This window comes from Micromonospora sp. NPDC005291 (assembly GCF_040607415.1).
Classification (GTDB): Bacteria; Actinomycetota; Actinomycetes; order Mycobacteriales; family Micromonosporaceae; genus Micromonospora.
Map to the genome: position 1 here is coordinate 99,011 of NZ_JBEXGR010000019.1, position 24,049 is coordinate 123,059.

The window sequence follows — 24,049 nt, forward strand, 5'->3', positions numbered from 1 at the left end:
TCGATATGGAGACCAGTCGATGACTACCGGGCTGGCCCGCGTCACCATCAGCGCGCCGCACCGACGGGTGGACGTCGCCCTGCCGGAGCAGGTGCCCCTGGCCGAGCTGCTGCCCGACGTGCTCCGGCACGCAGGCGAGGGGCTGGCCGACGACGGCGAGCAGCATGGCGGTTGGGTTCTGCGCCGTACCGACGGTGCCCTGCTGGCGACCGCCCAGGCGCTCCTGCCACAGGGGGTCCGCGACGGTGAGGTGCTGCACCTGGTGCCGGCCCGCGCGCACTGGCCCGAGTTGGAGTACGACGACGTGATCGAGGCGATCGCCGACGGTGCCCGCCGCCGTGGCGGCGCCTGGTCGCCCACCGCCACCCGGACCGTCGGCCTGGCCGGTGCCGCCGTGCCGCTCTCCGTCGGGCTGCTCGCTCTGCTCGCCGGTGGCCCGACGCACCGCGCTGGCTGGCTGGCGGCCGGCGTGGTCGCGCTGCTGCTCACCGTGGCCGGCACGGTGGCCTCCCGTGCCAACGGCGACGGCACCGCCGGGGCGACCCTCGGCGGCTACGCGCTGCCGTACGCGTTCACGGCCGGTGCCCTCGCGGTCGGCTCCGGCGACCCGATCGGGCCGTTCGGGCCGGCCCGCTGGGTGGGCGCTGCCGAGCTGCTGGCCGGCTCGGTGGCGCTGCTGCTGGTGGCGCTGATCGGCCTGCTCGGGGTGGCCAGCCGGCTGCGGGTCTTCGTAGCCGGTGTCACGGTCGGCCTGATCGGCGCCGGAGCCGCGCTCGGCGGGCTGCTGCTCACCCCGGCCGGCACAGCGGCGGTGCTGCTCAGCGCACTGGTCTTCGCCGTCGGCGTGATCCCGCTGCTGGCCATCCGGCTGGGCAAGCTGCCCTTGCCGCCCATCACCCTGCCGACCTCGACCCCTGCGGAAGAGCCGGAGCGAGCCCGGGACCTGCCGGACCGAAGCCGCGTACACGCCGCAGTGGCCCGCACCGAGGAGATGCTCACCGGGATGTTGATCGGGCACGCCCTGCTGGCGGTGGCCGCGGCGGTCGTACTCGGGGTTGCCGGCGGAACGGCCGGTCGGGTGCTCGTGGCGGTCACGTCGGCCGTGCTGCTGCTGCGGTCGCGGCTGTTCGTGGCGCTGCGGCACCGGGTGCCGACGGTGCTCGCCGGGCTGGCCGGCTACGCGGTGCTCGGCGCGGTGCTGGTCGACCGGGCCGACGACGCCGGGCAGTTGGCGCTGGTCCTCGGCGGGGCGGCGCTGGCCCTGGTGGCCGTCGCCGGCGGCACCGGGTACGCCCGCCGACCGGTCTCGCCGTACCTCGGGAGGGTCGCGGACCTCACCGACACGGCCCTGGTGGTCGCCGTGGTGCCGATCGCCTGCGCGGTGCTCGACCTGTACGACCGGGCCCGGGGGCTGCTCGGGTGAGCGACCCTCGGGCCCGGCACGTCAGCAGTCGTCAGTGCGCGGCTTCGCCACGCGCCTCGGCGTCCCTGGCCCGCTGGTAGGAGGCGTGGACCTCGGCCTCGGCCTCGGTGCGGCCGACCCAGGTCGCGCCCTCCACCGACTTGCCGGGCTCCAGGTCCTTGTACACCTCGAAGAAGTGCTGGATCTCCAGCCGGTCGAACTCGCCGAGGTGGTGGATGTCGCGCAGGTGCTCCTGGCGAGGGTCCTCGTAGGGCACGCAGAGGACCTTGTCGTCCCCGCCCTTCTCGTCGGTCATCCGGAACATGCCGATGGTGCGGCAGCGGATCAGGCAGCCCGGGAAGGTCGGCTCGGGCACCAGCACGAGAGCGTCCAGCGGATCGCCATCCAAGCCCAGGGTGCCCTCAATGAACCCGTAGTCGGCCGGGTACTGGGTGGACGTGAAGAGGGTGCGGTCCAGCCGGATCCGGCCGGTCGCGTGGTCCACCTCGTACTTGTTCCGGTGACCCTTGGGGATCTCAACCGTCACGTCGAAATCCATCTGCACGCTCCCTCGTCTGCCCACGCTGGCTAACGGAACCACTGGCGGCCCTCCGGACAGGCGAATGCCCACCCACCGACTCCGGCCGCCGCATAGTCTTCGGACCGAAGTAGTGTCACCCAAGCCGATTTTTGCTGGGGGAGGAGGGGGTCGTGGGGAGGGAAGATTCACACTACCGCCCGGACGGGGGCTCCGCGCACGGTACCGGACGATCCGGCTCCGGCGGTGCCACGGGGCGGGTCCCGGTGCCGGAGGCCCACCTCCCACAGGCTCCCGAGCCAGCGACCCCGGCGCCGGAGACGGTGCCCGAGCGCCCTGCGCCGCTGCCATGGCGCCCGCTCGCCGGGTCGGCCCCGTCCAGCCCGAACACCGGGCGCTTCCCGGTGGTCGGCGGTGATCGGCCGGTGAGTGGCCCGCCGCGCGGCAGCGCCGCGGTTCCGGTGAGTCCGGCGTCGGGTGGCCCGCCGCGCGGCAGCGCCGCAGTCCCGGTCAGTCCGGTGTCGGGCGGCCCACCGTCCGGTCACGCGCCGGCCGCCCCGGACCCCGCCGGCGTCCCACCGCTGGGTCCGCCGATCTCCGCGCTGCCCGCGCCCGCCGGTGCCGCACCGGCACCCGCGCCCGTCACACCGCGCCGTCGGCGGCGGCTGCCGGTGGTGCTGGCCGTCGTGCTGCTGCTGGTGCTCGCCGGCGTCGGAGTCGTCGTGACCCGGCCGGGCCCGGTCGCCGGGTGGCTGGGCGACGACGCCGGGTCCGCGCCGAGCGCCGCCGCTGTGACCCCGGAGCCCGACCCGTCGGACGTGCTGGCCGGCCCGGACGCGAACGCCCCGGTGCCCACCCCGGATGGGGTTCGTGCCGCGCTGGATCCGCTGGTCGCTGCCGCTGCCCTGGGTGACCGGGTGAACGTCTCGGTGGCCGACGTGATCTCCGGCCAGACGCTGTTCGCGAAGGGGGCGGACGACGGCACGGTGCCCGCCTCGGTGACCAAGTTGGCGACCGCGGTGACGGTGCTGGCAGCCCGGGGACCCGGCTACCGGATTCCCACCCGGGCGGTGGCCGGTGCGAAGACCGGCGAGGTGGTGATCGTCGGTGGCGGCGACCCCACCCTCGCGATCGACAAGAAGGGCTACTACCCGGGAGCGGCGCGCCTCGACGATCTGGCCGCCCAGGTGCGCACCGCGCTCGGCGGCGCCACCCCGACCAGTGTCATCGTCGACGGCACGGTCTACTCCGGCCCGGTCTTCGGCCCGGGCTGGGACCCCGACATCCCCACCGGCGGGTCTGGCGGCGCGGTGACCGCGTTGATGACCGACGGCGCGCGCAGGGACCCGGGCGTCGACCCCGGGTCCGCCGCGCGGTTCGCCGAGCCGGACCTGGCCGCCGGCAAGTCGTTCGCCCGGCTGCTCGGCGTGCCGGCCGACGCCGTGAAGCGTGGCACGGCTCCGGCCCAGGCCGCGGCCGGTGGCACCCCGGCACCGGGCACCGAGTTGGGCGTGGTGCAGTCTCCGCCGCTGATCCGGATGGTCGACATCATGATCAGCGAGAGCGACAACCTGGTGGCCGAGGCGCTCGCCCGGCAGGTCGCGTTGGCCCGCAACCAGCCGGCCTCATTCGACGGGGGCGCCGCCGCGATGGACGCGGAGGTGGCCGAGCTGGGCCTGCCCGCCGACGAGATCACCCTCTCCGACGGCAGCGGCCTGTCCCGCCGTAACCGGATCAGCCCGTCGTTGCTGACCGACCTCGTCCGGCTGGCGGCCAGCCCGGACCACCCGGAGTTGGCGGGCGTCTTCGGTGGCCTGCCGGTGGGCGGCTGGTCCGGGACTTTGAACGAGCGCTACCGCGACGCCCCCGGCACCGCCGCCGGGGCCGGCACCGTCCGGGCCAAGACCGGCACGCTGACCGCCGTGCACTCCATCGCGGGCCTGGTCACCACAGCCGACGGCCGGCTGCTCACCTTCGCGGTGCTCACTGACAAGGTGCCCGGCGGGAAGGAAACAGCCCAACCCGCGCTGGACCGGATCACCGCCGCGTTGGCCGGCTGCGGCTGCCGCTGACCGTCGCCGGGCGGAGTCTCCGGCCGCCACCGGAGCTGCCATCGGCGTCGATCGGGGGCGCGAGCCCGGGCCGGGGTGTCGCGGCGCGGGTACGGTGGGTCCATGGCGCAGTTCGTGGACTGGGATCTGGCCGCCGCGACCGCGGGGGCGTTGAGCAAGTCGGGCCCCCGGGTGTCGTACGCCGAGGCCACTGACGTGGTCGGCGACCTGCGCCGGCTGACCGACGAGGCGGCCGGGCACGTGGCCGACTACACGGGCCTGCGGGCGCAGGTGTCGCATCCACCGGTCCGGGTGGTCGATCGCCGTGACTGGGCCGCGACCAACATCGCCGGGCTCCGCGAGGTGATCACCCCGCTGGTGAGCCGGCTCTCCGGCGACAAGCAGCCGGGCGCGTTGACCGAGGCGATCGGGTCTCGGCTGACCGGGGTGCAGGCCGGGACCGTGCTGGCCTACCTTTCCGGCCGGGTCCTCGGCCAGTACGAGGTCTTCTCGGCTGAGCCGGGCCAACTGCTGCTGGTCGCACCGAACATCGTCGAGGTGGAGCGCAAGCTCGGCGCCGACCCACGGGACTTCCGGCTCTGGGTGTGCCTGCACGAGGTCACCCACCGGACCCAGTTCACCGCGGTGCCGTGGATGCGGGCCTACTTCCTCAGCGAGGTGCAGGCGTTCGTCGACGCCTCGTCCAGCGGGAGCGAGCATCTGGTCGAGCGGCTGCGGCGCGGGGTGGCCACCCTGTCCGAGGCGGTCCGTGACCAGGAGAGCCGCACCAGCGTGCTGGACATCGTGCAGACCCCGGCGCAGCGGGCCGTTCTGGACCGGCTCACCGCGTTGATGACCCTGCTGGAGGGGCACGCCGAGTTCGTCATGGACGGCGTCGGCCCGCAGGTGATCCCGAGCGTGGAGCGGATCCGCGCGTCGTTCAACCGACGCCGGGAGGCGGGCAACCCGCTGGAGAAGGCGATCCGCCGGCTGCTCGGGGTGGACGTCAAGATGCGCCAGTACGCCGAGGGGCGCAAGTTCGTGCACGGCGTGGTGGAGCGGGTCGGCATGGACGGGTTCAACTCGATCTTCAACTCGCCGCTCACCCTGCCCCGGCTGTCCGAGTTGGGCGACCCGGATGCCTGGGTGGCGCGGGTGCACGGCCCGGCCGGCACCATCCCGGCCGCTGGCTGACAACCCGCCGGTGGCCGCGCTCGCCCCGCCGGTGGCCGCGATCCGGGTGGCGGTCCGCCGCGTCCTGACCGGGCTGCCGTCCGGCGGGCCGGTGCTGGTCGCGTGCTCCGGGGGTGCCGACTCGCTCGCCCTTGCGGCGGCCACCGTGTTCGTGGCGCCTCGGCTGGGCAGACCCGCGGGCCTCGTCACCGTCGACCACGGCTTGCAGGAGGGCTCCGCGGAGCGCGCCGAGGCAGTGGCCGCCTGGGCGCGGGAAGTTGGGTTCGCATCGGCGACCGTGGCCCTGGTTGAGGTGGCGGGGCGTCCAGGCGGGCCGGAGGCGGCCGCCCGGGAGGCCCGCTACCAGGCGTTGACCGAGGTGGCCCGGCAGCAGAACGCGGTCGCGGTGCTCACCGGGCACACCCGCGACGACCAGGCGGAGACGGTGCTGCTCGCCCTCGCCCGGGGCGCCGGCCCACGCGGGTTGGCCGGAATGCCCCTCCGGCGGGAGTTGGACGGCGTGCCGCTGCTGCGTCCGCTGTTGGAGATCGGTCGGGAGCAGACGCTCGCCGCGTGCGCGGTGCTCGGGCTGAGCCCCTGGCAGGACCCGCACAACACCGACCCCTCGTATGCCCGGTCCCGGGTACGGGCCGACGTGCTGCCGGCGCTGGTGCGGGCTCTCGGGCCGGGCGTGGTGGACAACCTCGCGCGTACCGCTCGGCTGGTAGCGGCCGACAACGCCGCCCTCGACGAGTTGGCGGAGACGGCGCTGGCGGCGGCCCGGTGCTCCGACGGAGGGCTCTCCGTGTCGGCGCTGGTCGGCCTGGTTCCCGCAGTGCGCGGCCGGGTGCTGCACCGCTGGGCGCGTGACCTGGGTGCCGTGGCGGGTGCGCTGTCGTACCGGCACGTCAATGCTCTCGACGCCCTGGTCACCGAGTGGCACGGTCAGGGTCCGGCCGACCTGCCCGGCGGTGTCCGGGTGCTCCGCCGCGCCGACCGCCTGGCCCCGGTGGACCCCACCTGACAGATCCCTCCGGGGGTGCATCGGTCAGGTTGGTCTCAGCCGCTGTGCGCGCGGTCCCGGAAGGTGGTCCGGTAACTGTGCGGGGTGGCGCCGACGCGGCGGCTGAAGTGGTGGCGCAGCGCCGCCGCGTCGCTGAAGCCGGCCTGGTCGGCGACGGCTTCCACGCTCAACGGGGTCTCCTCGAGCAACCGTCGGGCGAGCAGCACCCGCTGGTTGGTGAGCCAGTCGTGCGGGGTGGTGCCCGTCTCGGCGCGGAACCGGCGGGCGAACGTACGTGGCGCCATGTCGGCGCGGGCGGCCAACTCCTCCACGGTGATCGTTCGATCAAGGTGACCCATCAGCCACTCCAGCACCGGCTCCAGGGTGGGCGCCTCGGGTGCCTTCGGGATGGGCGCCTCGACGTACTGTGACTGGCCGCCGTCGCGGTGCGGCGGGACCACCATCCGCCGGGCCAGCCGGGTCGCGGTGGTCGAGCCGTGCTCCTGGCGGATCAGGTGCAGGCAGGCGTCGATGCCGGCCGCCGTGCCTGCGCTGGTGAGCAGCCGACCGTCCTGGACGTAGAGCGAGTTGCAGCGCACCCGGGCGCGCGGGTGCCGGCTTTGCAGCTCGTCCACGTACCGCCAGTGGGTGGTGCATTCCCGGTCGTCGAGCAGCCCGGCCTCGCCGAGCAGGAAGGCGCCGGAGCAGACGCTGAACAGGTGGGCTCCGCGCGCGTCGGCCCGGCGCAGCGCGTCGAGCACCGGGACGGGAACGGTGGTGCCCTGGCTGTGGGCCGGTACGGCCACCAGGTCGGCGTCCTCCAGCGGGCCGAGGTCGGCGTGCGGGGTGAGGTGGAAGCCGGACGAGGTACGCACGGGAGCGCCGTCGGGGCTGCACACCTGGAAGTCGTAGCCGGGGAAACCGTCGGCTGTCCGGTCGGTACCGAACACCTCGGCGAGCACGCCGAGCTCGAAGGGGGCGACCTGGTCGAGGGCGAGGACGGCGATGGACCGCAGCATGTGACGAGGGTAACCCAGCAGGTGGCTGTAAATCGATGGTCAATGGCATTCCTGCCACTGTCCGGTCGGCGCGAGTGGTCGCAGACTGGGTTCAGTCCGGTGCGCACCGGCGGCGAAACCGACAGCAACCATGCGAAAGCGAGCGCCGCCATGGAGTTCCTGCTCTTCCTCCTGTTCCTCGTCCTACTCGTCGCCGCCTCGGCGGCCGGCCTCACCGTGGACAGCCACGATTCGGCCGACTGGAAGCCCAGCGACGGCGGCCGCCGCTGGCGGTCACGCACCAACTGATGTGGTTCGCGTAATTTGCGGAGAAAATCCCTGGTGGGACCGCGCCAAAAGGTGCGGCCCCGCCGACGGAGGCAAGCAGACGTACGGCAGGCTAGGAGTCATGGCTGACGGCTCCTGGTACGACGCCGACATCGACCACGTGATCATCTCAGAGGCGCAGATCCGCGAGAAGACGGCGGAACTGGCCAAGCAGGTCTCCGCCGACTACGCCCACGTGGGCGACGGACTGCTGCTGGTGTGCGTACTCAAGGGCGCGGTGATGTTCATGGCGGACTTCGCCCGGGCGTTGGGCCGCAACGGCCCGCCGGCGGAGCTCGACTTCATGGCCATCTCCTCCTACGGCCAGGGCACCACCTCCTCCGGGGTGGTCCGCATCCTCAAGGACCTGGACCGGGACATCGCCGGTCGGCACGTGGTGGTCGTCGAGGACATCGTCGACTCCGGGCTCACTCTCTCCTGGTTGCTGCGCTACCTGGAGTCGCGTTCGGCGGCGAGCGTCGAGGTGGTCGCGCTGTTCCGCAAGCCGGACGCGGTCAAGGTGCCGGTCGGGGTGAAGTACGTCGGCTTCGACATCCCCACCGAGTTCGTCGTCGGGTACGGCCTGGACTTCGGTGAGCGCTACCGGGAGCTGCCGTACGTCGGGGTGCTCAAGCCCGAGGTCTACGCCCGGACCTGACGCTGGCCGGTGACGGTGTGAGACCGACTCGCATCGGCATCCATCAAGCCGACGTTCAGCGCGCTCTCAGCTGTTGCGGTTACCGTGGACCCAGGTGGCCCGGAGGTTCCTCCGCGCCCGACCCTCCTCGACCGCGTGACCGGGCGTTCGGGTGGCCGGGCCGGACTCCCCGCCACGCCGGTTTCTGCCCGGACCCGCCGTACGTCGTTGCGGGGCTGGTGGGCCTGCCCACGGTGCGTGCCGTCGATGTCGACGATGCGCCGAGTGCGGGGCTCGCAAGCTCACTCCTCGCGTACACGGTGTACCGTCGAATGACCGCGGCGCGGCAGTTTGCGTGCCTCGGGGTCGAGGCCGGCCCGCACGGCGGCTCCGGCCGCCGCACACGCGGCGACACCATCAGACGGTCAGGATGTCGATCAGGAGGATGCGGGCGCCCCGGCGCTCGACAACAGTATGGAACGTACGCGTTTCTTCCGCCGACCGGTGGTCTGGATCATCCTGGTCATCCTCGGCGCCGTTGTGCTCAGTCAGCTGTTCACCGCTGGTCCCAGCTACCACCGCGTGGACACTTCCGTTGCGCTCGATCAGCTCCACACCGCCAAGATCAATAAGGTCGTCTTCCAGGACAAGGAGCAGACGCTCCAGCTCGACCTGGCCCAGAAGACAAAGTTCGGTAAGACCGAGACCGACAAGATCGAGGCTCAGTTCCCGTACCAGGCCGGCGACCAGGTCTGGAACGAGGTGCTGGACGCCAAGGCGGCCAACCGGGTCACCGGCCCGGCTGACGCCAAGGTCTCGTCGGACAGCATCTGGGTGAGCCTGCTGGTCAACCTGCTGCCGATCGCGCTGCTCGTCCTCCTGCTGCTGTTCTTCATGTCGCAGATGCAGGGTGGCGGCTCCCGGGTGCTCAACTTCGGCAAGTCCAAGGCGAAGATGATCACCAAGGACACTCCGAAGACGACCTTCGCGGACGTCGCGGGTGCCGAGGAGGCCGTCGAAGAGCTGTACGAGATCAAGGACTTCCTGCAGAACCCTGCGAAGTACCAGGCCCTGGGCGCCAAGATCCCGAAGGGCGTGCTGCTGTTCGGCCCGCCCGGCACCGGTAAGACGCTGCTGGCCCGCGCGGTCGCCGGCGAGGCCGGGGTGCCCTTCTACTCCATCTCCGGCTCCGACTTCGTCGAGATGTTCGTCGGTGTCGGCGCCAGCCGGGTCCGCGACCTGTTCGAGCAGGCCAAGACGAACGCCCCGGCGATCGTCTTCGTCGACGAGATCGACGCCGTCGGCCGGCACCGTGGCGCCGGCATGGGCGGCGGCCACGACGAGCGCGAGCAGACGCTCAACCAGCTGCTCGTCGAGATGGACGGCTTCGACACCAAGGGCGGGGTCATCCTGATCGCGGCCACCAACCGGCCGGACATCCTCGACCCGGCGCTGCTGCGCCCGGGCCGGTTCGACCGGCAGATCCCGGTGGACGCCCCCGACATGGAGGGTCGCAAGGCCATCCTGCGGGTGCACGCCAAGGGCAAGCCGTTCACCCCCGACGTCGACCTCGACGCCGTGGCCCGGCGTACCCCGGGCTTCAGCGGCGCGGACCTGGCCAACGTGATCAACGAGTCGGCCCTGCTCACCGCCCGCAAGGACCAGCGGGCGATCAGCAACGACTCGCTCGAAGAGTCGATCGACCGGGTGATCGCCGGTCCGCAGCGACGGACCCGCGTGATGAGCGACCAGGAAAAGAAGATCACCGCGTACCACGAGGGTGGCCACGCGTTGGTCGCCTGGGCGCTGCCACACGCCGCGCCGGTGCACAAGGTGACGATCCTGTCCCGTGGTCGCTCGCTGGGCCACACCCTGGTGCTCCCGACCGAAGACAAGTACACCCAGACCCGCGCCGAGATGATCGACACCCTGGCGTACGCGCTGGGCGGTCGGGCCGCCGAGGAGCTGGTCTTCCACGAGCCCACCACCGGTGCTGGAAACGACATCGAGAAGGCCACCCAACTGGCCCGCGCGATGATCACCCAGTACGGCATGAGCTCGAAGCTCGGCGCGATCAAGTACGGTACCAGCGGGGACGAGCCGTTCCTCGGCCGCAACATGGGCCACGAGCGGGACTACTCGGACTCGGTGGCCGCCGAGATCGACGGCGAGATGCGGGCACTGGTCGAGCTGGCGCACGACGAGGCCTGGGAGATCCTGGTGGAATACCGGGACGTCCTGGACAACATCGTGCTCGAGCTGATGGAGAAGGAAACCCTCTCCACGGCCGACATGGCGCGGATCTGCTCCCGGGTGGTCAAGCGCCCGCCGCTGGTGCCGTACAACGGCTTCGGCAAGCGCCAGCCCTCCACCGAGCCGCCCGTGCTCACCCCTGCGGAGAAGGACAAGCTCAAGGTGCAGGCCCAGGCAGACGGCGCGCAGGCGTCGGTCGGCGGCGGGGCACCGTCCAACAACTCGGACGGCACGCACTGAGCAACGACCCGACGGCCAGCTCCCCCCACCGGGAGCTGGCCGTCTCCGCGACCGAGCCCGACGGCGACGACGGGCTGGACTTCGTGGCCGCGCGGCTGATCAGCGGCAGACTGACCGGCCGCCCGGTCGAGGACGCGGTCGACCTGGGCCGGATCGAGAAGGCCGTCCGGGAGATCCTCATCGCGGTCGGCGAGGACCCGGACCGCGACGGGCTCCAGCAGACCCCGGCCCGGGTCGCCCGCGCGTACGCCGAGCTCTTCGCCGGCCTGCGGGTCGACCCGGCTCAGGTGCTCAGCACCACCTTCGAGGCCAACCACGAAGAGCTGGTGATCGTCCGGGACATCGACGTGATGAGCCTCTGTGAGCACCACCTGCTGCCGTTCCGCGGCAGCGCACACATCGGCTACATCCCCGGCCCGGACGGGCGAATCACCGGTCTGTCCAAGCTGGCCCGGCTGGTCGAGGTCTTCGCCCGCCGGCCCCAGGTGCAGGAGCGGCTCACCTCGCAGGTCGCCGACCTGCTGATGACCAAACTCGCCCCACGCGGCGTCGTCGTCGTGCTGGAGTGCGAGCACATGTGCATGGCGATGCGCGGCATCCAGAAATCCGGTGCGCAGACCATCACGTCGGCCGTCCGTGGGATCCTGCAAACGGACTCCAAGTCACGGGCCGAGGCGATGGCGCTGATCATTCCCCGCTGACACCCCGACGCACCACGGCCGGCCGATTCCCTCCCGGAGACGGCCGGCCGTTCCGTTCCTGGACCCGCCCGTCCTCCCGAACAGCCGGGGCGGGTCAACCGGCGGCGGGTCAGCCCGCGAGCAGGGCCAGCAGGAGGCCAGCGGTCACCAGCACCGCCGGTACCAGGCAGACCAGGGCGCCGAAGCGCACCGTACGGTCCAGCCGCTCGTCGGGGCCGACGCGGAACAACCGCCCGATGCCCACCCAGCCGGCGACGAACGCGACCGCCGGCATCGGCAGCCCGCAGATCAGCGCCACCACACTGGCCGGGCCTGCCCCGGCCGCCGCGTACACCACGACCTGGATCAGCGGCACCAGAAGCGCCAACGGCGCGTACACCAGGAGATTGCGCGCCCGCGCGGGCCAGGACCCCGGCTGGAACCGGCGGCGCGCGGCCAGGGCCGCGTCCGCCGCCTCCGCCCGACCCCGCGCGGCCCGCAGCGCCGCCAGCACGGCCGCCGGGCCGCCCCCCATCGACCGGGCCGCCTCGGTCAGCTCCGGCGGCGACGGCACCAGCGAGATCGCCGGTACGCCCAGCTCCCGCAGCCGTTCCTGCTGGCTCGCCAGCCCGGTACGGACCACCGTCAGCTCCTCCCGGGCGGCCTCCGCCGACCGGGCCTGCTCACCTGCGGCGGCAGCCGCACTGCGGCGTACCCCGTCCAGCTGACGGGCCGCGGCGAGGTATTCCGCCCAGACCGTGCTGGGTTCCACCGCCGCTGATGCGGCCTCCCCGCCCGCCGCAGCGGTCCGCTGCCGCCCCGGCCCGGTCACCGTCGCGTTCGGACCCATCTCGACACCCCCCGCGCGCACCACCGGATCACCCGGCCTCATCGGCGAACGGCACCAGGACCGTGCCCCGCTCGTCCGGACCGTCCCAGAGCACCGCCCGGTCGGGGCGTGCCCGCCACTCCACCGACCGGCCGAAGACCGCTGCGAGCTGCGCGGCCGGCACGTCCAGCACGGCCACAGCGGCCAGCTTGCCCACCTCGCCGTCCGGCTCCAGCAGCGCGGCGAACGGCGGCACCGCGCGCCACCAGCCCAGCAGGTGTCTCCCTGCCGGCGGCCCGTCCCGCAGTAGTGCACGCAGCCGGTCCACCGGCAGCTCCCGAGGGCCCGGCCGGTCGAGCCCGAAGACCACCAGATACGTGGGCAGCTCATCGGCCGTGTCCGCGAGCAGCGTCGGCAGGTCCACCATCACGGCCGAGTGCCGAGCCGCCAACTCGACCGTCAACGCCTCCGCCAGCGGTCGGGAACCCGGGTCCGGTGCGGCCACCAGGAACCGGGCGGTGCCCGGGGAATGGTGGCCCGCGGTACTCCGGGCCGCCGTCGCCAGCAGCCCGCCTGCCGCGGCACCCGACCCCAGCACCGCGAGGTTGCGCCCGGCCGCCGGGCCCAGCGGCACGGCCACCGTCGAGCGGGGCACGTCCACCGCCCGGCCCAGCAGGGCAGCCGGCCCGTGCGCCTGCCCGGCCAATGCCGTCCGGTATCGCGGATCGTTGCCCAGGAGCGGCCGGGCGTACCCGGCGAAGACCACCGGCGGCGCCGACCCGGCCGGCCGGGCCGCCCACAGCTCGTGTCGAAGCCCCTCCACCGCCTCCGGGTGGTCCTGCGGGTCGGGGTGACGGATCAGCCGTTCGTGACCTCGGGTCGCACCCCGGGGGCCGCCGAGCCCGCCAGCGGTGTTCACCACCGCGCTGCCCACCGGCAGGCCCGCGGCCGAGTCGTTCGTCGGCTCCAGCACCGGGCTGCCGCCCGGCAGCGCCACCCGCACCGGGAACTGCCCGAGCACCGAATCCCGATGCCCGGCGTCCGCGCGGGCACTCAGCCCCAGCTCGCCCGCGCCAGCCAACACCAGGTGTACGCCGAACGCCCGACCGGCCCGGGCCAGCGCGTCCAACTGGGCGGCCACCTCAGCGGCCAACCGGTCCCGCTCGGCGAAGAGAACGGGCACATTGTCCAATACACAGACGATCCGAGGCAGCGGCTGGTGCTGGCGCAGCTCCGCGAAGCGTTGCCCGCCGGCCCGCGCTCCAGCCTCCGTCCGGCGCTGCACCTCTGCCGTCAACTCCTCAAGCAGGTCCCGGACGTACTCCCGGTCGGCGGCCATCGCGGCCGCCCGCACCTGCGGAATCCACGACCGGTCGCGTTCGGTCTGCAGGAACTCCACAAACGACTCGCCGTCCCCGAGATCCACCAGGTAGAGCGCCAGCTCGTCAGGGCTATAACGGGCGGCAAGGCCGAGCAGCGCGGTGGTCAGGAACGCCGCACGGCCCGCCGCGGACCGGCCACTGACCAACCAGTGCGGGGTCAGCTCGTTGAAACCCAGCGGCACCGACCGGCCCCCGGCATCACCGACCGTGGTGGTCAGCCCGTCCGCGGAATCCGACTCCCACAGCCGCTCACCCGTCTGCGGTAGCAGAGCCGCCAACGCCAACCGGGAGCCCGCCTCCACCTGCTCGGCGAGACGCCGACAGACCGCATCGACCAGCTCGGCCGGCGGGTCCGACTCGACGAAGACCGGTGAGTTCAAACCGCCCGGCGGATCGGCGCCCGGACCAGCGAAGGACGCACCCGGCGGATCGCCGAGCAGCGCGTACGCGTTGCGCAGCGCGAGCGGCGTGGTGTGTGGCAGTGGTGCCCGGGCCGCGTACGGGCCGGCTGGAGGCCAGCCGGCCACCACCAGGTGCAGCCCTGCGGCCGGCCCCTGCTCGGCCAGCGCCTCGATCCGCGCCAGATCGGTCGGGCCGGTCGACTCCGGCAGTGCGGCGACCACCAGCAACAGCGTGCGGTCATGGCGGCGCCGCCCGCTCGCCCCCGGCGTGACCCACTGCTCCGCCTCGGTCAGCACCGCGCGCAGACCCGCCACGTCCACCGCTGGCGGCGGCAGCAGGCCAGCATCAGCGAGCGCACCGAACGGGGTCAGAGCAGCGCCCGTGGCATCCACCGCGCGAATCAGCAGGGCACCCGCCGGCGCCGCACCCAGCAACCGCAGCAGTACGGCCCGGAGCAACCCCGCCACCCGCGGCTCCCGGGCGTCAGCGTCCACACTCAGATGGCCGGTGCCGACGAGTGGCACCAATGCGGGGAAGCGGGCGTCGTCCAACGGCGCCGCCGTGCCGACCCGGACGAACGGCGGCGGCCCGTCACCCGCCGGAGAATCAACGGTGAGCGAGTCCAGTGTCGCGCCCGACCAACCCGGGGCCAGCCGTGCCGCGACGGCACGTAAGCGGTCGGCCACCTCGTACTGGCGGCGCTGGTCGGCCGGGGCCGGTCGGGTCTCGTCCAGGATCCCGGTGGCGGCGGTCGCGACGGCCGCAGCTCGGCGATGCAGGGCTGCGGCGCGGCTCGTGCGTGCCTTCGGACCGGCCACCGCGTCCACCCCCTCTGCCCGAGGTTCGCAACCCCTCCCGAGCAGAGACGGTATCCCAGCCGAGGCCGCTCCTCCGGGAGGTGCCACGGCGATGCGCCGGTGTTGTCGTGGATCTCACCGGTGGGGAAGGGTCCGTCACGATCCGCTGGATCTGAGGCATTGGCTCCGGGGCGTGCAGCCGATAACGTCAGGAGGTGGAATCAGTGCAGCCCCCCGCCGGTTCCCAGGTCTCCCGCGTACCGGCCCAGCGGACACCGTTCGAGCAGCTGCCGCCCGCCCCGGTAACGCCGGCGCCGCAGCCGCCCCGCCGCCGCATGCGGACGGTGCTCACGGTTGTCGCCGGGGTGCTCGCCCTACTCTGCCTTGGCGGGGTCGTCGCAGGCTATGTGCTGTACAACCGCGCGTCAGCCCCGGACCGCAGCGCACCCGACGTGGTGGTCGACAACTACCTGCGCGCATTCCTCGTGGACCGGAACGACGCGAGGGCAGACCTCTTCACCTGCGAAGGTGGGTCACAGTTGGAGTCGCTTCGTTCGCTGCGAACCGACCTGCTCGCGCGCGAGCAACAACTTGGCGTCACTATCCTGATTAGCTGGGGCAGCCTGGACGTCAATGATCAGGGCGATACCACCTCCGTCGTGACGGTCATTCGGCGCAGCGCCACGATAGATGGAGTGCAGCAGAGCCTGACCGACACGTGGCGGTTCGTCGTCGAGAAGCAGGATGGCTGGCGGGTTTGTAGCGGCAGCAAGATAGGTTGATTCTCACTCAATCCACAACAGATGCACCGGCACCTCCAACGTGGTTGGTGACTGGCCGCGCCAGGCCCAGCGGTACCACTCCACCTCGGGTGTGATCCGGACGCAGATGTCCCCCTCGGCGCCCGAATAGGTCTCGGTGACCGCTCGCAGGTCGCGGTGCTCCTGACCGCTCTCGACGTGCACGACCCGGCGCCCGGTGACGGCGTCCGCCTCGAAGACGGGAGTCGGGGTCCGGTGAGCCGGGCCGTCCAGTGAGACCAACCGGATGCCGACGCCCTGGGCACCCTCCGACCCTGGTGGCTGGCTGCCCACGGTCTCCACCCAGACCCGCTCCACCGGCACCAACGGCGCGAACACCTCGACCTGGTCGGCCTCGGCCCGGTACCACTCGTGCTCGGGGATCACCGGCACGTAGGTCCGGGCGCCCTGCACCACCCGGTCGTCCGCGCGCAGGTCGCCCCGCCAGCCCAATCCCGGCAGCCCGACCAACACCCGTCGCCCCCGTAGCTCCACCCGCTCGGTGGCGGGGACGACAGCCAGCGGGCGGGGTGGCCGGGGCGCCCAGTCAGGCTGATCGGCGAACGGGTCCGGCAACGGTCCGGTCATACCCGTGGTGGCCTTACTCGGCAGCGCGCAACGGAGCACCCCGCGCGCGCATGAACGGGATCGGATCGACCGCGCCCCGGCTGGACCGGTCGTTGCGCAGGTGCACCTCGAAGTGCAGGTGGGGGCCGGACGAGTTGCCGCTGCTGCCGACCTGCCCGATGACCTCGCCGGCCGGCACGATCTGATCGGGTGCGACTCGGGGACGGCTCACCATGTGGCAGTACCGGGTGATGTAGCCACCGGCGTGCAGCAGGTCGACGAACCACCCGCAGCCGCCCTTGCCCGGGTATCCGTCAACGTCGCAGTTCCGCCTGCCCCTGTTGTCCGGGTCGCAGCGGGCGACCAGCACGCGCCCGGCGGCGGCGGCACGGATCTCGGTGCCCTTGGCCGCGCCGATGTCCACCCCGTTGTGGCTGGGCCGCTCGGCGGTGCGGAAGCCGGAGCCGGCGTCGCCGGGGATCGGGGCGGTCCAGCCGGAGGCGGCGATCTCGCCGCGCTCGGCCGCGTTGCACACCGCCTTGCCGTTGATCTCGACGGTACGGGCCGCACCGCCAGCCAGGGCGTCCACGATCGTGCTGGCCGCCTCCTCGTGCTTGGCGTACGCGTCCGGGTAGGCGCTGATCTGGACCTGCTGCGCCACCATGGTCAGTGGTCGGCGCTGCCAGCTCCGGACGGTGACGAGCTTTTCGTAGAACTTGCGGGCCGTGTAGGCGGGGGTCATCCGCTCCGCGACCGAGCCCCACCCGGGCCGTTGCTGGAACAGGCCCAGCGAGTCGTGGTCGGCCCCGACGCCCTCGTGTGGCAGGGCCAGGGACTCCGGCACGTCACTGTTCGCCAGGTTGCGCAGGGCGGACTCATGCATCGCGGTGGCCAGTGCGATCACCCAGCCCCGCGAGGGCACCCCCAGGTCCTGGCCAACCTTGATGATGATCGCGGCGTTGCGGACCTGCGCGTCGCCGTACTCGGTGAACCGCGGTAGCTCGCCGGCGATGTCCACCGGACGGACCGGGCCGCAGCCCCAGCCGGCCAGGTTGTCTCCGTTCTCCGGGTCGCCGCCGAGCCCACTGAGGAAGAACGCGGCGGTGCCCCCGGTGCAGCAGAGCAGGAGAAGCACCCCGGTGAGCATCGTGGCGATCACGCCGACCCGCAGTGGTCGGCGGACGGTGGCCGCGCCTCGGGCGGCGGTCATTGCCGTTCCCAATCCACCACGTCGACGAGCCAACCGTCGTCCGTGGTGACCAACTCAAGCCGGAGCCGACCGGTGTCGAGAGGCAGCAGCACCTCGACGAACGTCTCGGTGCGCGACCGCACCGCTGGTGGGCCGGCAACCTCCTCGGCCGGGACACCACCGGGGTCGGCGCCAGCGAGTTTCTCCGTCAGCGACGGCGTGGACAACGGCCGCAGGCCGGCCTGCCATTGCTCGGCCGTGATTCCGGGGCGGCCGAGCCAGGCCGCGGTGAACCGGTCCGCGGTCTGCTCGGGTGTGCGGGCACCGGGCGACGTCACCGGTGAGGGCGGAGCCTCGCTGGAGAGCACACCGTCGTCGCCGGCTGTCGGGTCCACGGTGGTGATCGGTCGGTTCGGTCTGTTGCTCAACCCGTCCGCCGGATCGGCCGGGTCGGAGATCAGCCGGGTCGCCCCGAGCACGGCGAAGACGAGCACCGCGATTACCAGCGCCACGCCGAGCCGGGATCGCAGCGCCCGGGTGAAGAGAAACTCCAGGGCCCGTCGCATCACTGTCACCGTGCCTCTGAGCGCACCCGCGGTCCGGTGCGGTCCGGCGAATGCTCCGTGGAGCCCGGCCGGTAGACCACGAACGCCGGGTTCTCAGCCGGCACGTCCGGCTCGGTCCAGGTCGCCGGCTGCCGGCGGCGAGGCTGGGGAGCGACCGGGCGGCCCCGGCCTCTGGTCTCCTCCGCCGGTGCCTCGCCGGGGCGTTCCTGACCGTCGGGGCGTCCGGCGCTGGTACGACGGCCCTCGCCAGCGGCGGTCGGCGCCAGAATTGGGTCCTCCCGCCGCGCCTCCGGGCGCAGCCGGGTCGGCTCCGCATCCGGCGACCGTCGACGCCCGCCCACCGGCTCCGCCGTGCCGCCCGGCTCCGCCACGTCCAGTCGCGCGGCGGTCCGCATGTCGCGGAAGAACCGGCGGTGCCAGGACCCGGCCGAGCTGACCGCTTCGCTGCTGTCCTTGCCGCCGAGCTGGGTGATCCGCCGGTACGGCCGCAGCAGCAGCCAACCGACCACGCCGCAGAGCCAGACCAGCACCACTTGGAGCCAGCCCGGCAGGGTGGGGGTACTCATGATCAGGTCGACCGCGAACAGATAGATGGCGGCCCCGGTGCCGAAGATGGCGATGTTGAAAACCGCAGCGACCACGGCGTTCGCCAACCTCCGTAGCCCGGCGCTGGCCGGCCGGAGCAGACCGACCGTACCCAGGATGGGTGCCGCGATCACCGCCCACCGGAAGATCAGGAAGCCCAGCAGGACGAGCAACGACGCCGTCAGGTCGAACATGGCGAAGAGCACCGCGGCCAGCACCGCGATGAACCCCGCGCCCACCCGGTCCATGTCCCGCACACCCTGGAGGTACTCGTACGCCTCCGGGTCCTCGGTCTGGATCTGTTGGGCCACCCGCGCCCACTGCTGCTGCTTGGCCTTGATCGTCGCCTCCCGGGTAGCCGGGTTGGCGCGCAACTTCCCGGCCTCGTCCCAGGAGAACGCCTTGGCGTCGTACAAGGCCGGTCCGTACTTGCGGGCGGTCTCGCTATCCGCCGAACCCAGCACTCCGCGGAGCCAGTTTCGGTAGAGCATGGTCTCGGTAGCGGTGTCGCTGGCTCGGACAGCAGGGGTGCGGAGATCCTTGCAGCGATCGGGGTCGATGCATCGTTCTGGGTCCGGTTCCTTCGCCTGCGGGCCAACGGCGTCGTGCACCACCCCGAGACTGGTGACAAGTACGCCGTCGGCCATATTGGCTGACTTGACCGGCCAGGCAGCAAGTGCGGTGACCGCAACCATTACCAGCAGTGCCCAGCCGGCGGTGGTCATCGCGTTGCTCATGTCCGACTGGCGCGACCGCCAGAGCAGGTACAGCCCCACCACGCACAGGGTGACGATCCCGAAGACGCTGAACACCTTCTGGTACACGGCCTTGGTCGCCTGCTCGACCAGCGGGTCGGCCCAACCCCACATCGAACCGGGGTCCCAGGCGCGCTCCCTGAGTGCGTTTGAGGCGCCGATGACTGCCGTGGCGGCCATGAACTCGCCATTGGCGATCGTGGTGGTGAACTTGTAGTCCGGATGTAGCACGCTCGATGCGCAGCCGCCGTCGATGTCGTAGGTGGAGTAGCTGTAGCCCCCATAGCCGTAGAGGCTGTACCGGCCAGCTACTCCATTCGCTGCCTCTGCTGGTGGCGCTGCGGCAAACCAGCCCGCGAGCCCGGAGTCCGGTGTACCCGGGGTCGGCGCGTTACGGCACTTGACCTCGTCTTCGCTGACCGCTTGAAGCTTCCCCACGCAGGCCCGGAAGTCGGCCTGCCACTCCGGGGTCGTGCAGAGGTCGGCGCGGGTCTGGGCGGCGGGCGGTGCGGCGGCAGCGGCCTCCGCACCGATCAGCGGCCAGGTGAGGGAGGCCCCGGCCAGTACGCCGAGGGCGAGCAGGAACGCCGCGATCCGTGCCCGGGCCCTCGCCATGTCACGCCTCCAGATCCGGCAGGGGGATGCTCGGCAGTACTCCGGCCGCCGCGGCGATCGCGGCGGGCGTCGTGTCGAGGTGGTCCAGCAGCCCTTCGACGTACGAGACGTCGACTCGGATCTTCTGCACCCGGCCGTCGACGTCGCGCATCACGAACTCGCGGAAGCCGAGCCGGGTGGCCGAGTTGGTGTCGGCGGCGGAGAGCGAGGCGAGGGTCGCTTCGTACCCGTCGTTGACCGGCACCCGCAGCAGCCGTAGCGCCTCGGAGGCGATCTCGGCGTCCTCGGCGATCCGGCCGACGAAGACGGTGGAGACGAGGTTCTGGACGTCGAGGCCGAGGATGTCGCGGGGGTTCTGCGAGGCGACCAGCGCGGCGAGGTTCCACTTGCGGGAGTCGCGGGCGAGTCGGACCAGGAACGAACGTCCGGACCGCCAGCCCTCCATGAAGTGCGCCTCGTCCAGGCCGACGAGCTTGCGGGACGACATCGGGCCGCCGTAGCAGCGGCGGACGGCGAGCCGGTGAGCGGTGTGCAGCATCGGCAGGGCGAGTGCCTCCTCGGCCGACCAGTACTCCCGTTCGATCTTGAGGTCGGGCAACCGCAGCCCGGCCATGGTGATCACGGTGAGCGCGGCGTCGGCGCCGAGCAGCCCTTCCGGCGGCCGGCCGAAGAAGAGCATGGCCAGTGGCATCTCGGCGGTGTCCAACAGGAGGTTCGCCAGTTCTTTGCCGGCGTCGTCGTCGAGCCGCCCGAGGCAGCTCACCACGTCGTCCAGGGTGGACGTCTCCTCGGCGGGAACCTGGCGGACCGCGTGCCGGAACAGGGTGGCGGTGGACGCCTCGCGGGCAACCTGTGGCGGCACGAGCATCATGCAGATGTCCTGGACCAGCATCCGCCGCTCGGCTCGCGCGTTGGAGACCGCGATCTCGAACTCCCGGTCGCCGGCGGCCCCGACGCCGAACTCGCTGCGCAGCGGCGTCGGGATGAGCGCGTACGGCGCCAGGGTGCCGTGCTCCGATCCGGTCAGGTTCAGAACCCGGGAGTACGGCCGCAGCTCGGGCATCGCGCAGAGCCGGGCCAGCGGCCCGGACGGGTCGAGCAGGGTCACCTGGACACCTCGGCGGGCGGCCAGGTAGCCGAGCGCGCCGAGCAGGGTCGACTTGCCACCGCCCGGTTCGGCGACGAAGACCGCGAGCCCGGAGCGTTCCCGGACCTCCATGGGGAAGTGCAGGTCGAGGAAGACCGGGCGGCGGCAGGTGCCGGCAGTCCGGCCGATCAGGTCGCCCCGCCGGTCACCGACGTTCGATGCGGCCTGGGGGAGCGCGGCGGCGAGCAGTGGCACCGGCATGCGGCGGACGTAGCCGGTGTTGGCGATCGGCTCGCCGGGAATGAACTCGCGGGCCAGCCAGTCCTGGTTCTTCGGGTGCTGCAGCGAGATGCGTAGCTCCCGGGAGTAGAGCTGGATGAGCCGGCGGGCCCGCTCCAGGCACTCCTCTCTGGTCCGGCCGCCGACTGCGATCCGGTGCCAGCCGTGCGCGCGGGCCGAGTCGACCGGTAGGCCGGTGGTCATCTCGTCGCCGATCACCAGCGCGCGCTTCGCCAGCCGTTCCAGCTCCGGGGGTGCGTCGATGCCGTGCTCGGCGTAGTCGAGCTGCTGTGAGCGGATCATTCGCAGCCGGTGTTCGAGATTACGGAAGGAGTCGCCGGAGCCGAGGATGTCGACCCGGGTGGAGATCTCCATCGGCCAGGGCAGCCGCTCGTGGAAGTGCAGCCAGGGTTCGTGCCGTTCCGGGATCTCCAACGGCTCCATCCGACCGACGGCGAGCACGGCCACGTGCCGTTCCTCGCCAGTCATCCGGTTGACCAGCTTCACGGTCGAGCCGTACGGGGTGCGGTAGCGCTCGACCTGCTCGGTCAGGGCGAGGAGATCGCCGCGTTCCCAGCGCCCGTCGGTCACCGGCGAGAGCTTCCCGGGTGGTGCCATGCACAGCGCCACCGAGCGGTAGAGCAGCCACTCCAGCTCCTGGGCGGTGACCCGACGGCCGCGCATGCCGAACGCGCCGAGCACCTCGTCGAACTGCTCCACGGTGCGGCCCAGCTTGCGGCGTTCGCCCTCAGCGGTGCCCCGGCCGAAGGTGCGCAGCAACCGCTCGGTGAGCGAGTCGCCGAGGGAGCGGCGGGCGAAGGTGACGCCCAGGTAGGTCTGCCCCTCGGCGTGGTTGACCGACATCAGGTGCCGTTGGGCGGCGACCAGGTGGTCGGCCCAGCCGGTCGTGCCGGCCACGTCGGCGAGCGGTGCGGGGGTGTGCGCGTCGATGGTGCGCGCCCACTCGTCGGCGGGGAACGGCCGGGTGGTGCGGCGCAGGTGTAGCCGGAAGCCGGCCAGGCCGGCGTACTGCTCGGAAATCGCCGACAACAGCGTTTCGCGTTCGGCGTCCGGTCGGAACGCCCAGCGGACCTCAGGCAGCCAGTACCAGGCGGTGACGGTGTTCGGGGTGAAGGTCAGGTGGCCGGCGATCTCGGTGATGGCCAACTCGACCGACGGGTCCCGATCCCCGAACTTGATCTTTGGGGCGCGGACCCGGGTCGGCCGGAGGGGTCGGTCCTGCCGGCTCGCGCTGCGCTGCGGGGGTGCGGCGACCTCTTTCCCGGCCACCTTGGACCGTTCCGAGCCGTTGGCGCGGCGCGGCGTCGGCTCCAGGGCTGGCCGGTGCACCGGGACCGTTGGTCGGTCCGCGGGGGCCACCGGTCGTTCCACCGGTGGCGTTGGCCGGCCCGACGGCGTCGTCGCCCGTCCGGCGGGTGCGGTGTCGGGTGGCCGGATCACCGGATTGGTGGCCGTCGACACGGACACGCCCTCGGCGGCCGGGTCGGGCTCGCCCGATGGGCGGAGCAGCGGCAGCCGGTCGCCGGCCTGATGGGGCACGCGGGACTCGCCGCCTGCGCGTCGTGACTCGACGGACCGCCCCCCGCCGGAGGTTCGGTCGTCGGGCGTCCACGGTGGCTCCAGCTCAGGAGCCGGGCGGGCCGGCGCCGGCGCTGCGGCGGGCGGTTGCTGCGGGATCGTCGGCTGCTCCCTGGCGCTCGGACCGGCCGAGATGGCTCGGGCAGCGCCGGGCCGAGCCCCGCCGAAGAGGTCCAGGAAGGGGGAATCGATGTCAGGGTTCTCATCGGCGGACACCGAGGTGGGCTCGGCGGGTGGCATCCGGCGGGGGACCGGCCGGGGTGCCTGGAACACGCCGACCGCGCCGTGACCGGGCGAGGTCACCAGCGCGGGATCGAGCGCCACCTCGTCCTCGGCCTCGGTGTAGTCGAACGAATGCGCACGGTGACCTTCCGGCGCGGCCGGGCGGCCGGCCGGGGAACCCGGCGTGGAAGAGCGACTCATGCGACCGCCTCACCCGCGTCGTGCGACGGACCGATCCGCGTACGCCCGGTCATGCCAGCTCCTCCCGAATCCTGATCCGGCTGCCGACCAGGCGCGGGTCGCGCTGCTCGATCGCCGGCTCCCGGGTGCGTCGCCAGTCGGTCAGCGCGGTGCGGATGACCACCCGCGCCGGCCGATCGGGGTCGACGTGCCGGAAGATGAACGACGTGGTCACGATGGCGAGCGCGATCTCCCACGCGGGGAAGAGCTCGACCGTCAACGTGAACAGCCAGTGGATGAACATGTAGAGGGGGACGAGCAGCATGAAGAGCCCGTACTGGGCGTAGGGCAGGTGGACCGGAAGGGTGTAACCGGGCGGCCCGAGGTAGACCAGGCGTGCCCGGTAGATGTCGTCGTCGGTACGCAGCCGCATCTGGTGACCGCGCCTATTCGAAGATCAGGTCGATCAGATAATCGCCGACGAAGAAGAGTGTTGCCGCGCCGGCGATGAAGGCGAGCCCGACGATGGCGATCGCGGAGCTCGTCAGCACCTTGGAGATTTCGCCCCGGCTGGCGCGCCCGATGAAGATCACGCCCAGGACGGCGAGCAGGATCGGCGCGATCTTGCTGGCGAAGAAGGTGACCACACTGTTGGTGTCGATCCCCTTCGGTGCCGGCTCGGCGAGCGGAGCCGACGCCAGGGTGGAGAGCGCGTGGGCGACGCCGGACGACGCCGTCTCCATGAGCTCGAAGGCGATCACTGGAACCTCCCCATAGCGCGGCCGGCGGTGCCGCGGCGGTGCAATAGGCAAGCCTTGCGGGAAATGTGCTCACAGGGCGCAGCGTTCTTGACCCTGCGTTCGTTACTCACCACGGAGCGTGGCGAGGTTTGG

The 24,049-nt window shown here is 72.3% G+C and carries 20 protein-coding genes; 9 read left to right on the forward strand and 11 right to left on the reverse strand.

Going from position 1 to position 24,049, the window contains the following annotated elements; translation table 11 throughout:
- Positions 1–19: 19 nt before the first annotated feature.
- Positions 20–1,423 (forward strand): type VII secretion integral membrane protein EccD, encoded by a 1,404-nt coding sequence (gene eccD / locus ABZT18_RS23685; protein ID WP_354994599.1) that lies wholly within the window; start codon positions 20–22, stop codon positions 1,421–1,423.
- A 31-nt stretch (positions 1,424–1,454) separates the two neighbouring features.
- On the opposite strand, the gene ABZT18_RS23690 is transcribed toward eccD, so the two are convergent.
- The gene (locus tag ABZT18_RS23690) at positions 1,455–1,961 is read right to left on the reverse strand and encodes an inorganic diphosphatase (protein WP_354994598.1); all 507 of its coding nucleotides are present in this window, start codon (positions 1,959–1,961) and stop codon (positions 1,455–1,457) included.
- Between the two features lie 581 nt (positions 1,962–2,542).
- Between ABZT18_RS23690 and dacB the strand changes: the two genes are divergently transcribed.
- The 3 genes from dacB to tilS all read left to right on the forward strand — a co-directional run bounded on the left by dacB (position 2,543) and on the right by tilS (position 6,188).
- Positions 2,543–4,012: a D-alanyl-D-alanine carboxypeptidase/D-alanyl-D-alanine-endopeptidase gene (gene dacB / locus ABZT18_RS23695; protein WP_354994698.1), complete on the forward strand. Its 1,470-nt coding sequence runs from the start codon at positions 2,543–2,545 to the stop codon at positions 4,010–4,012.
- 102 nt (positions 4,013–4,114) lie between these two features.
- Positions 4,115–5,185 carry a zinc-dependent metalloprotease gene (locus ABZT18_RS23700; protein ID WP_354994597.1) on the forward strand — a complete coding sequence of 357 codons (1,071 nt, stop codon included), beginning with the start codon at positions 4,115–4,117 and terminating at the stop codon, positions 5,183–5,185.
- Between the two features lie 10 nt (positions 5,186–5,195).
- Complete coding sequence (gene tilS, locus ABZT18_RS23705) at positions 5,196–6,188, forward strand: tRNA lysidine(34) synthetase TilS (RefSeq protein ID WP_354994596.1); 993 nt, start codon at positions 5,196–5,198, stop codon at positions 6,186–6,188.
- A 35-nt stretch (positions 6,189–6,223) separates the two neighbouring features.
- Here tilS and ABZT18_RS23710 read toward each other — a convergent pair whose 3' ends face one another.
- Positions 6,224–7,186, reverse strand: a complete 963-nt coding sequence (locus tag ABZT18_RS23710; RefSeq protein ID WP_354994595.1) for a helix-turn-helix domain-containing protein — start codon at positions 7,184–7,186, stop codon at positions 6,224–6,226.
- A gap of 150 nt (positions 7,187–7,336) precedes the next feature.
- Between ABZT18_RS23710 and ABZT18_RS23715 the strand changes: the two genes are divergently transcribed.
- The 4 genes from ABZT18_RS23715 to folE all read left to right on the forward strand — a co-directional run bounded on the left by ABZT18_RS23715 (position 7,337) and on the right by folE (position 11,323).
- A complete protein-coding gene (locus tag ABZT18_RS23715) occupies positions 7,337–7,474 on the forward strand; it encodes a hypothetical protein (protein ID WP_354969093.1) in 138 nt (45 codons plus the stop codon).
- Between the two features lie 100 nt (positions 7,475–7,574).
- A complete protein-coding gene (gene hpt, locus ABZT18_RS23720; protein WP_354994594.1) occupies positions 7,575–8,150 on the forward strand; it encodes a hypoxanthine phosphoribosyltransferase in 576 nt (191 codons plus the stop codon).
- 453 nt (positions 8,151–8,603) lie between these two features.
- Complete coding sequence (gene ftsH / locus ABZT18_RS23725) at positions 8,604–10,622, forward strand: ATP-dependent zinc metalloprotease FtsH (RefSeq protein WP_354994593.1); 2,019 nt, start codon at positions 8,604–8,606, stop codon at positions 10,620–10,622.
- 35 nt (positions 10,623–10,657) lie between these two features.
- Complete coding sequence (gene folE, locus ABZT18_RS23730; protein WP_354994697.1) at positions 10,658–11,323, forward strand: GTP cyclohydrolase I FolE; 666 nt, start codon at positions 10,658–10,660, stop codon at positions 11,321–11,323.
- A gap of 109 nt (positions 11,324–11,432) precedes the next feature.
- Here the strand turns inward: folE and ABZT18_RS23735 are convergent, their stop codons facing one another.
- Both ABZT18_RS23735 and ABZT18_RS23740 read right to left on the reverse strand, forming a co-directional pair.
- Positions 11,433–12,152, reverse strand: coding sequence for a hypothetical protein (locus ABZT18_RS23735; protein WP_354994592.1), 720 nt, complete (start codon positions 12,150–12,152; stop codon positions 11,433–11,435).
- 28 nt (positions 12,153–12,180) lie between these two features.
- Entirely contained in the window at positions 12,181–14,742 is a 2,562-nt protein-coding gene (locus ABZT18_RS23740) for an FtsK/SpoIIIE domain-containing protein (protein WP_354994591.1), read from the reverse strand.
- 194 nt (positions 14,743–14,936) lie between these two features.
- Between ABZT18_RS23740 and ABZT18_RS23745 the strand changes: the two genes are divergently transcribed.
- Positions 14,937–15,494, forward strand: a complete 558-nt coding sequence (locus ABZT18_RS23745) for a hypothetical protein (RefSeq protein ID WP_354994696.1) — start codon at positions 14,937–14,939, stop codon at positions 15,492–15,494.
- A gap of 3 nt (positions 15,495–15,497) precedes the next feature.
- On the opposite strand, the gene ABZT18_RS23750 is transcribed toward ABZT18_RS23745, so the two are convergent.
- From ABZT18_RS23750 to ABZT18_RS23780, 7 genes are read right to left on the reverse strand one after another with little or no spacing between them, the layout of a single operon-like run.
- Positions 15,498–16,100: a hypothetical protein gene (locus tag ABZT18_RS23750; protein ID WP_354994590.1), complete on the reverse strand. Its 603-nt coding sequence runs from the start codon at positions 16,098–16,100 to the stop codon at positions 15,498–15,500.
- Between the two features lie 13 nt (positions 16,101–16,113).
- Positions 16,114–17,289: a M23 family metallopeptidase gene (locus tag ABZT18_RS23755; RefSeq protein ID WP_355252505.1), complete on the reverse strand. Its 1,176-nt coding sequence runs from the start codon at positions 17,287–17,289 to the stop codon at positions 16,114–16,116.
- Positions 17,286–17,843 carry a hypothetical protein gene (locus ABZT18_RS23760; protein ID WP_354994588.1) on the reverse strand — a complete coding sequence of 186 codons (558 nt, stop codon included), beginning with the start codon at positions 17,841–17,843 and terminating at the stop codon, positions 17,286–17,288. Before ABZT18_RS23760 ends, ABZT18_RS23755 begins: the two co-directional genes overlap by 4 nt.
- Positions 17,840–19,789 carry an MFS transporter gene (locus ABZT18_RS23765; protein ID WP_354994587.1) on the reverse strand — a complete coding sequence of 650 codons (1,950 nt, stop codon included), beginning with the start codon at positions 19,787–19,789 and terminating at the stop codon, positions 17,840–17,842. Before ABZT18_RS23765 ends, ABZT18_RS23760 begins: the two co-directional genes overlap by 4 nt.
- A 1-nt stretch (position 19,790) precedes the next feature.
- Positions 19,791–23,177, reverse strand: a complete 3,387-nt coding sequence (locus tag ABZT18_RS23770) for an ATP-binding protein (protein WP_354994586.1) — start codon at positions 23,175–23,177, stop codon at positions 19,791–19,793.
- A 49-nt stretch (positions 23,178–23,226) separates the two neighbouring features.
- The gene (locus ABZT18_RS23775) at positions 23,227–23,589 is read right to left on the reverse strand and encodes a hypothetical protein (protein ID WP_007466101.1); all 363 of its coding nucleotides are present in this window, start codon (positions 23,587–23,589) and stop codon (positions 23,227–23,229) included.
- Positions 23,590–23,602: 13 nt separating this feature from the next.
- A complete protein-coding gene (locus tag ABZT18_RS23780) occupies positions 23,603–23,917 on the reverse strand; it encodes a hypothetical protein (protein ID WP_030327982.1) in 315 nt (104 codons plus the stop codon).
- Positions 23,918–24,049: the final 132 nt, after the last annotated feature.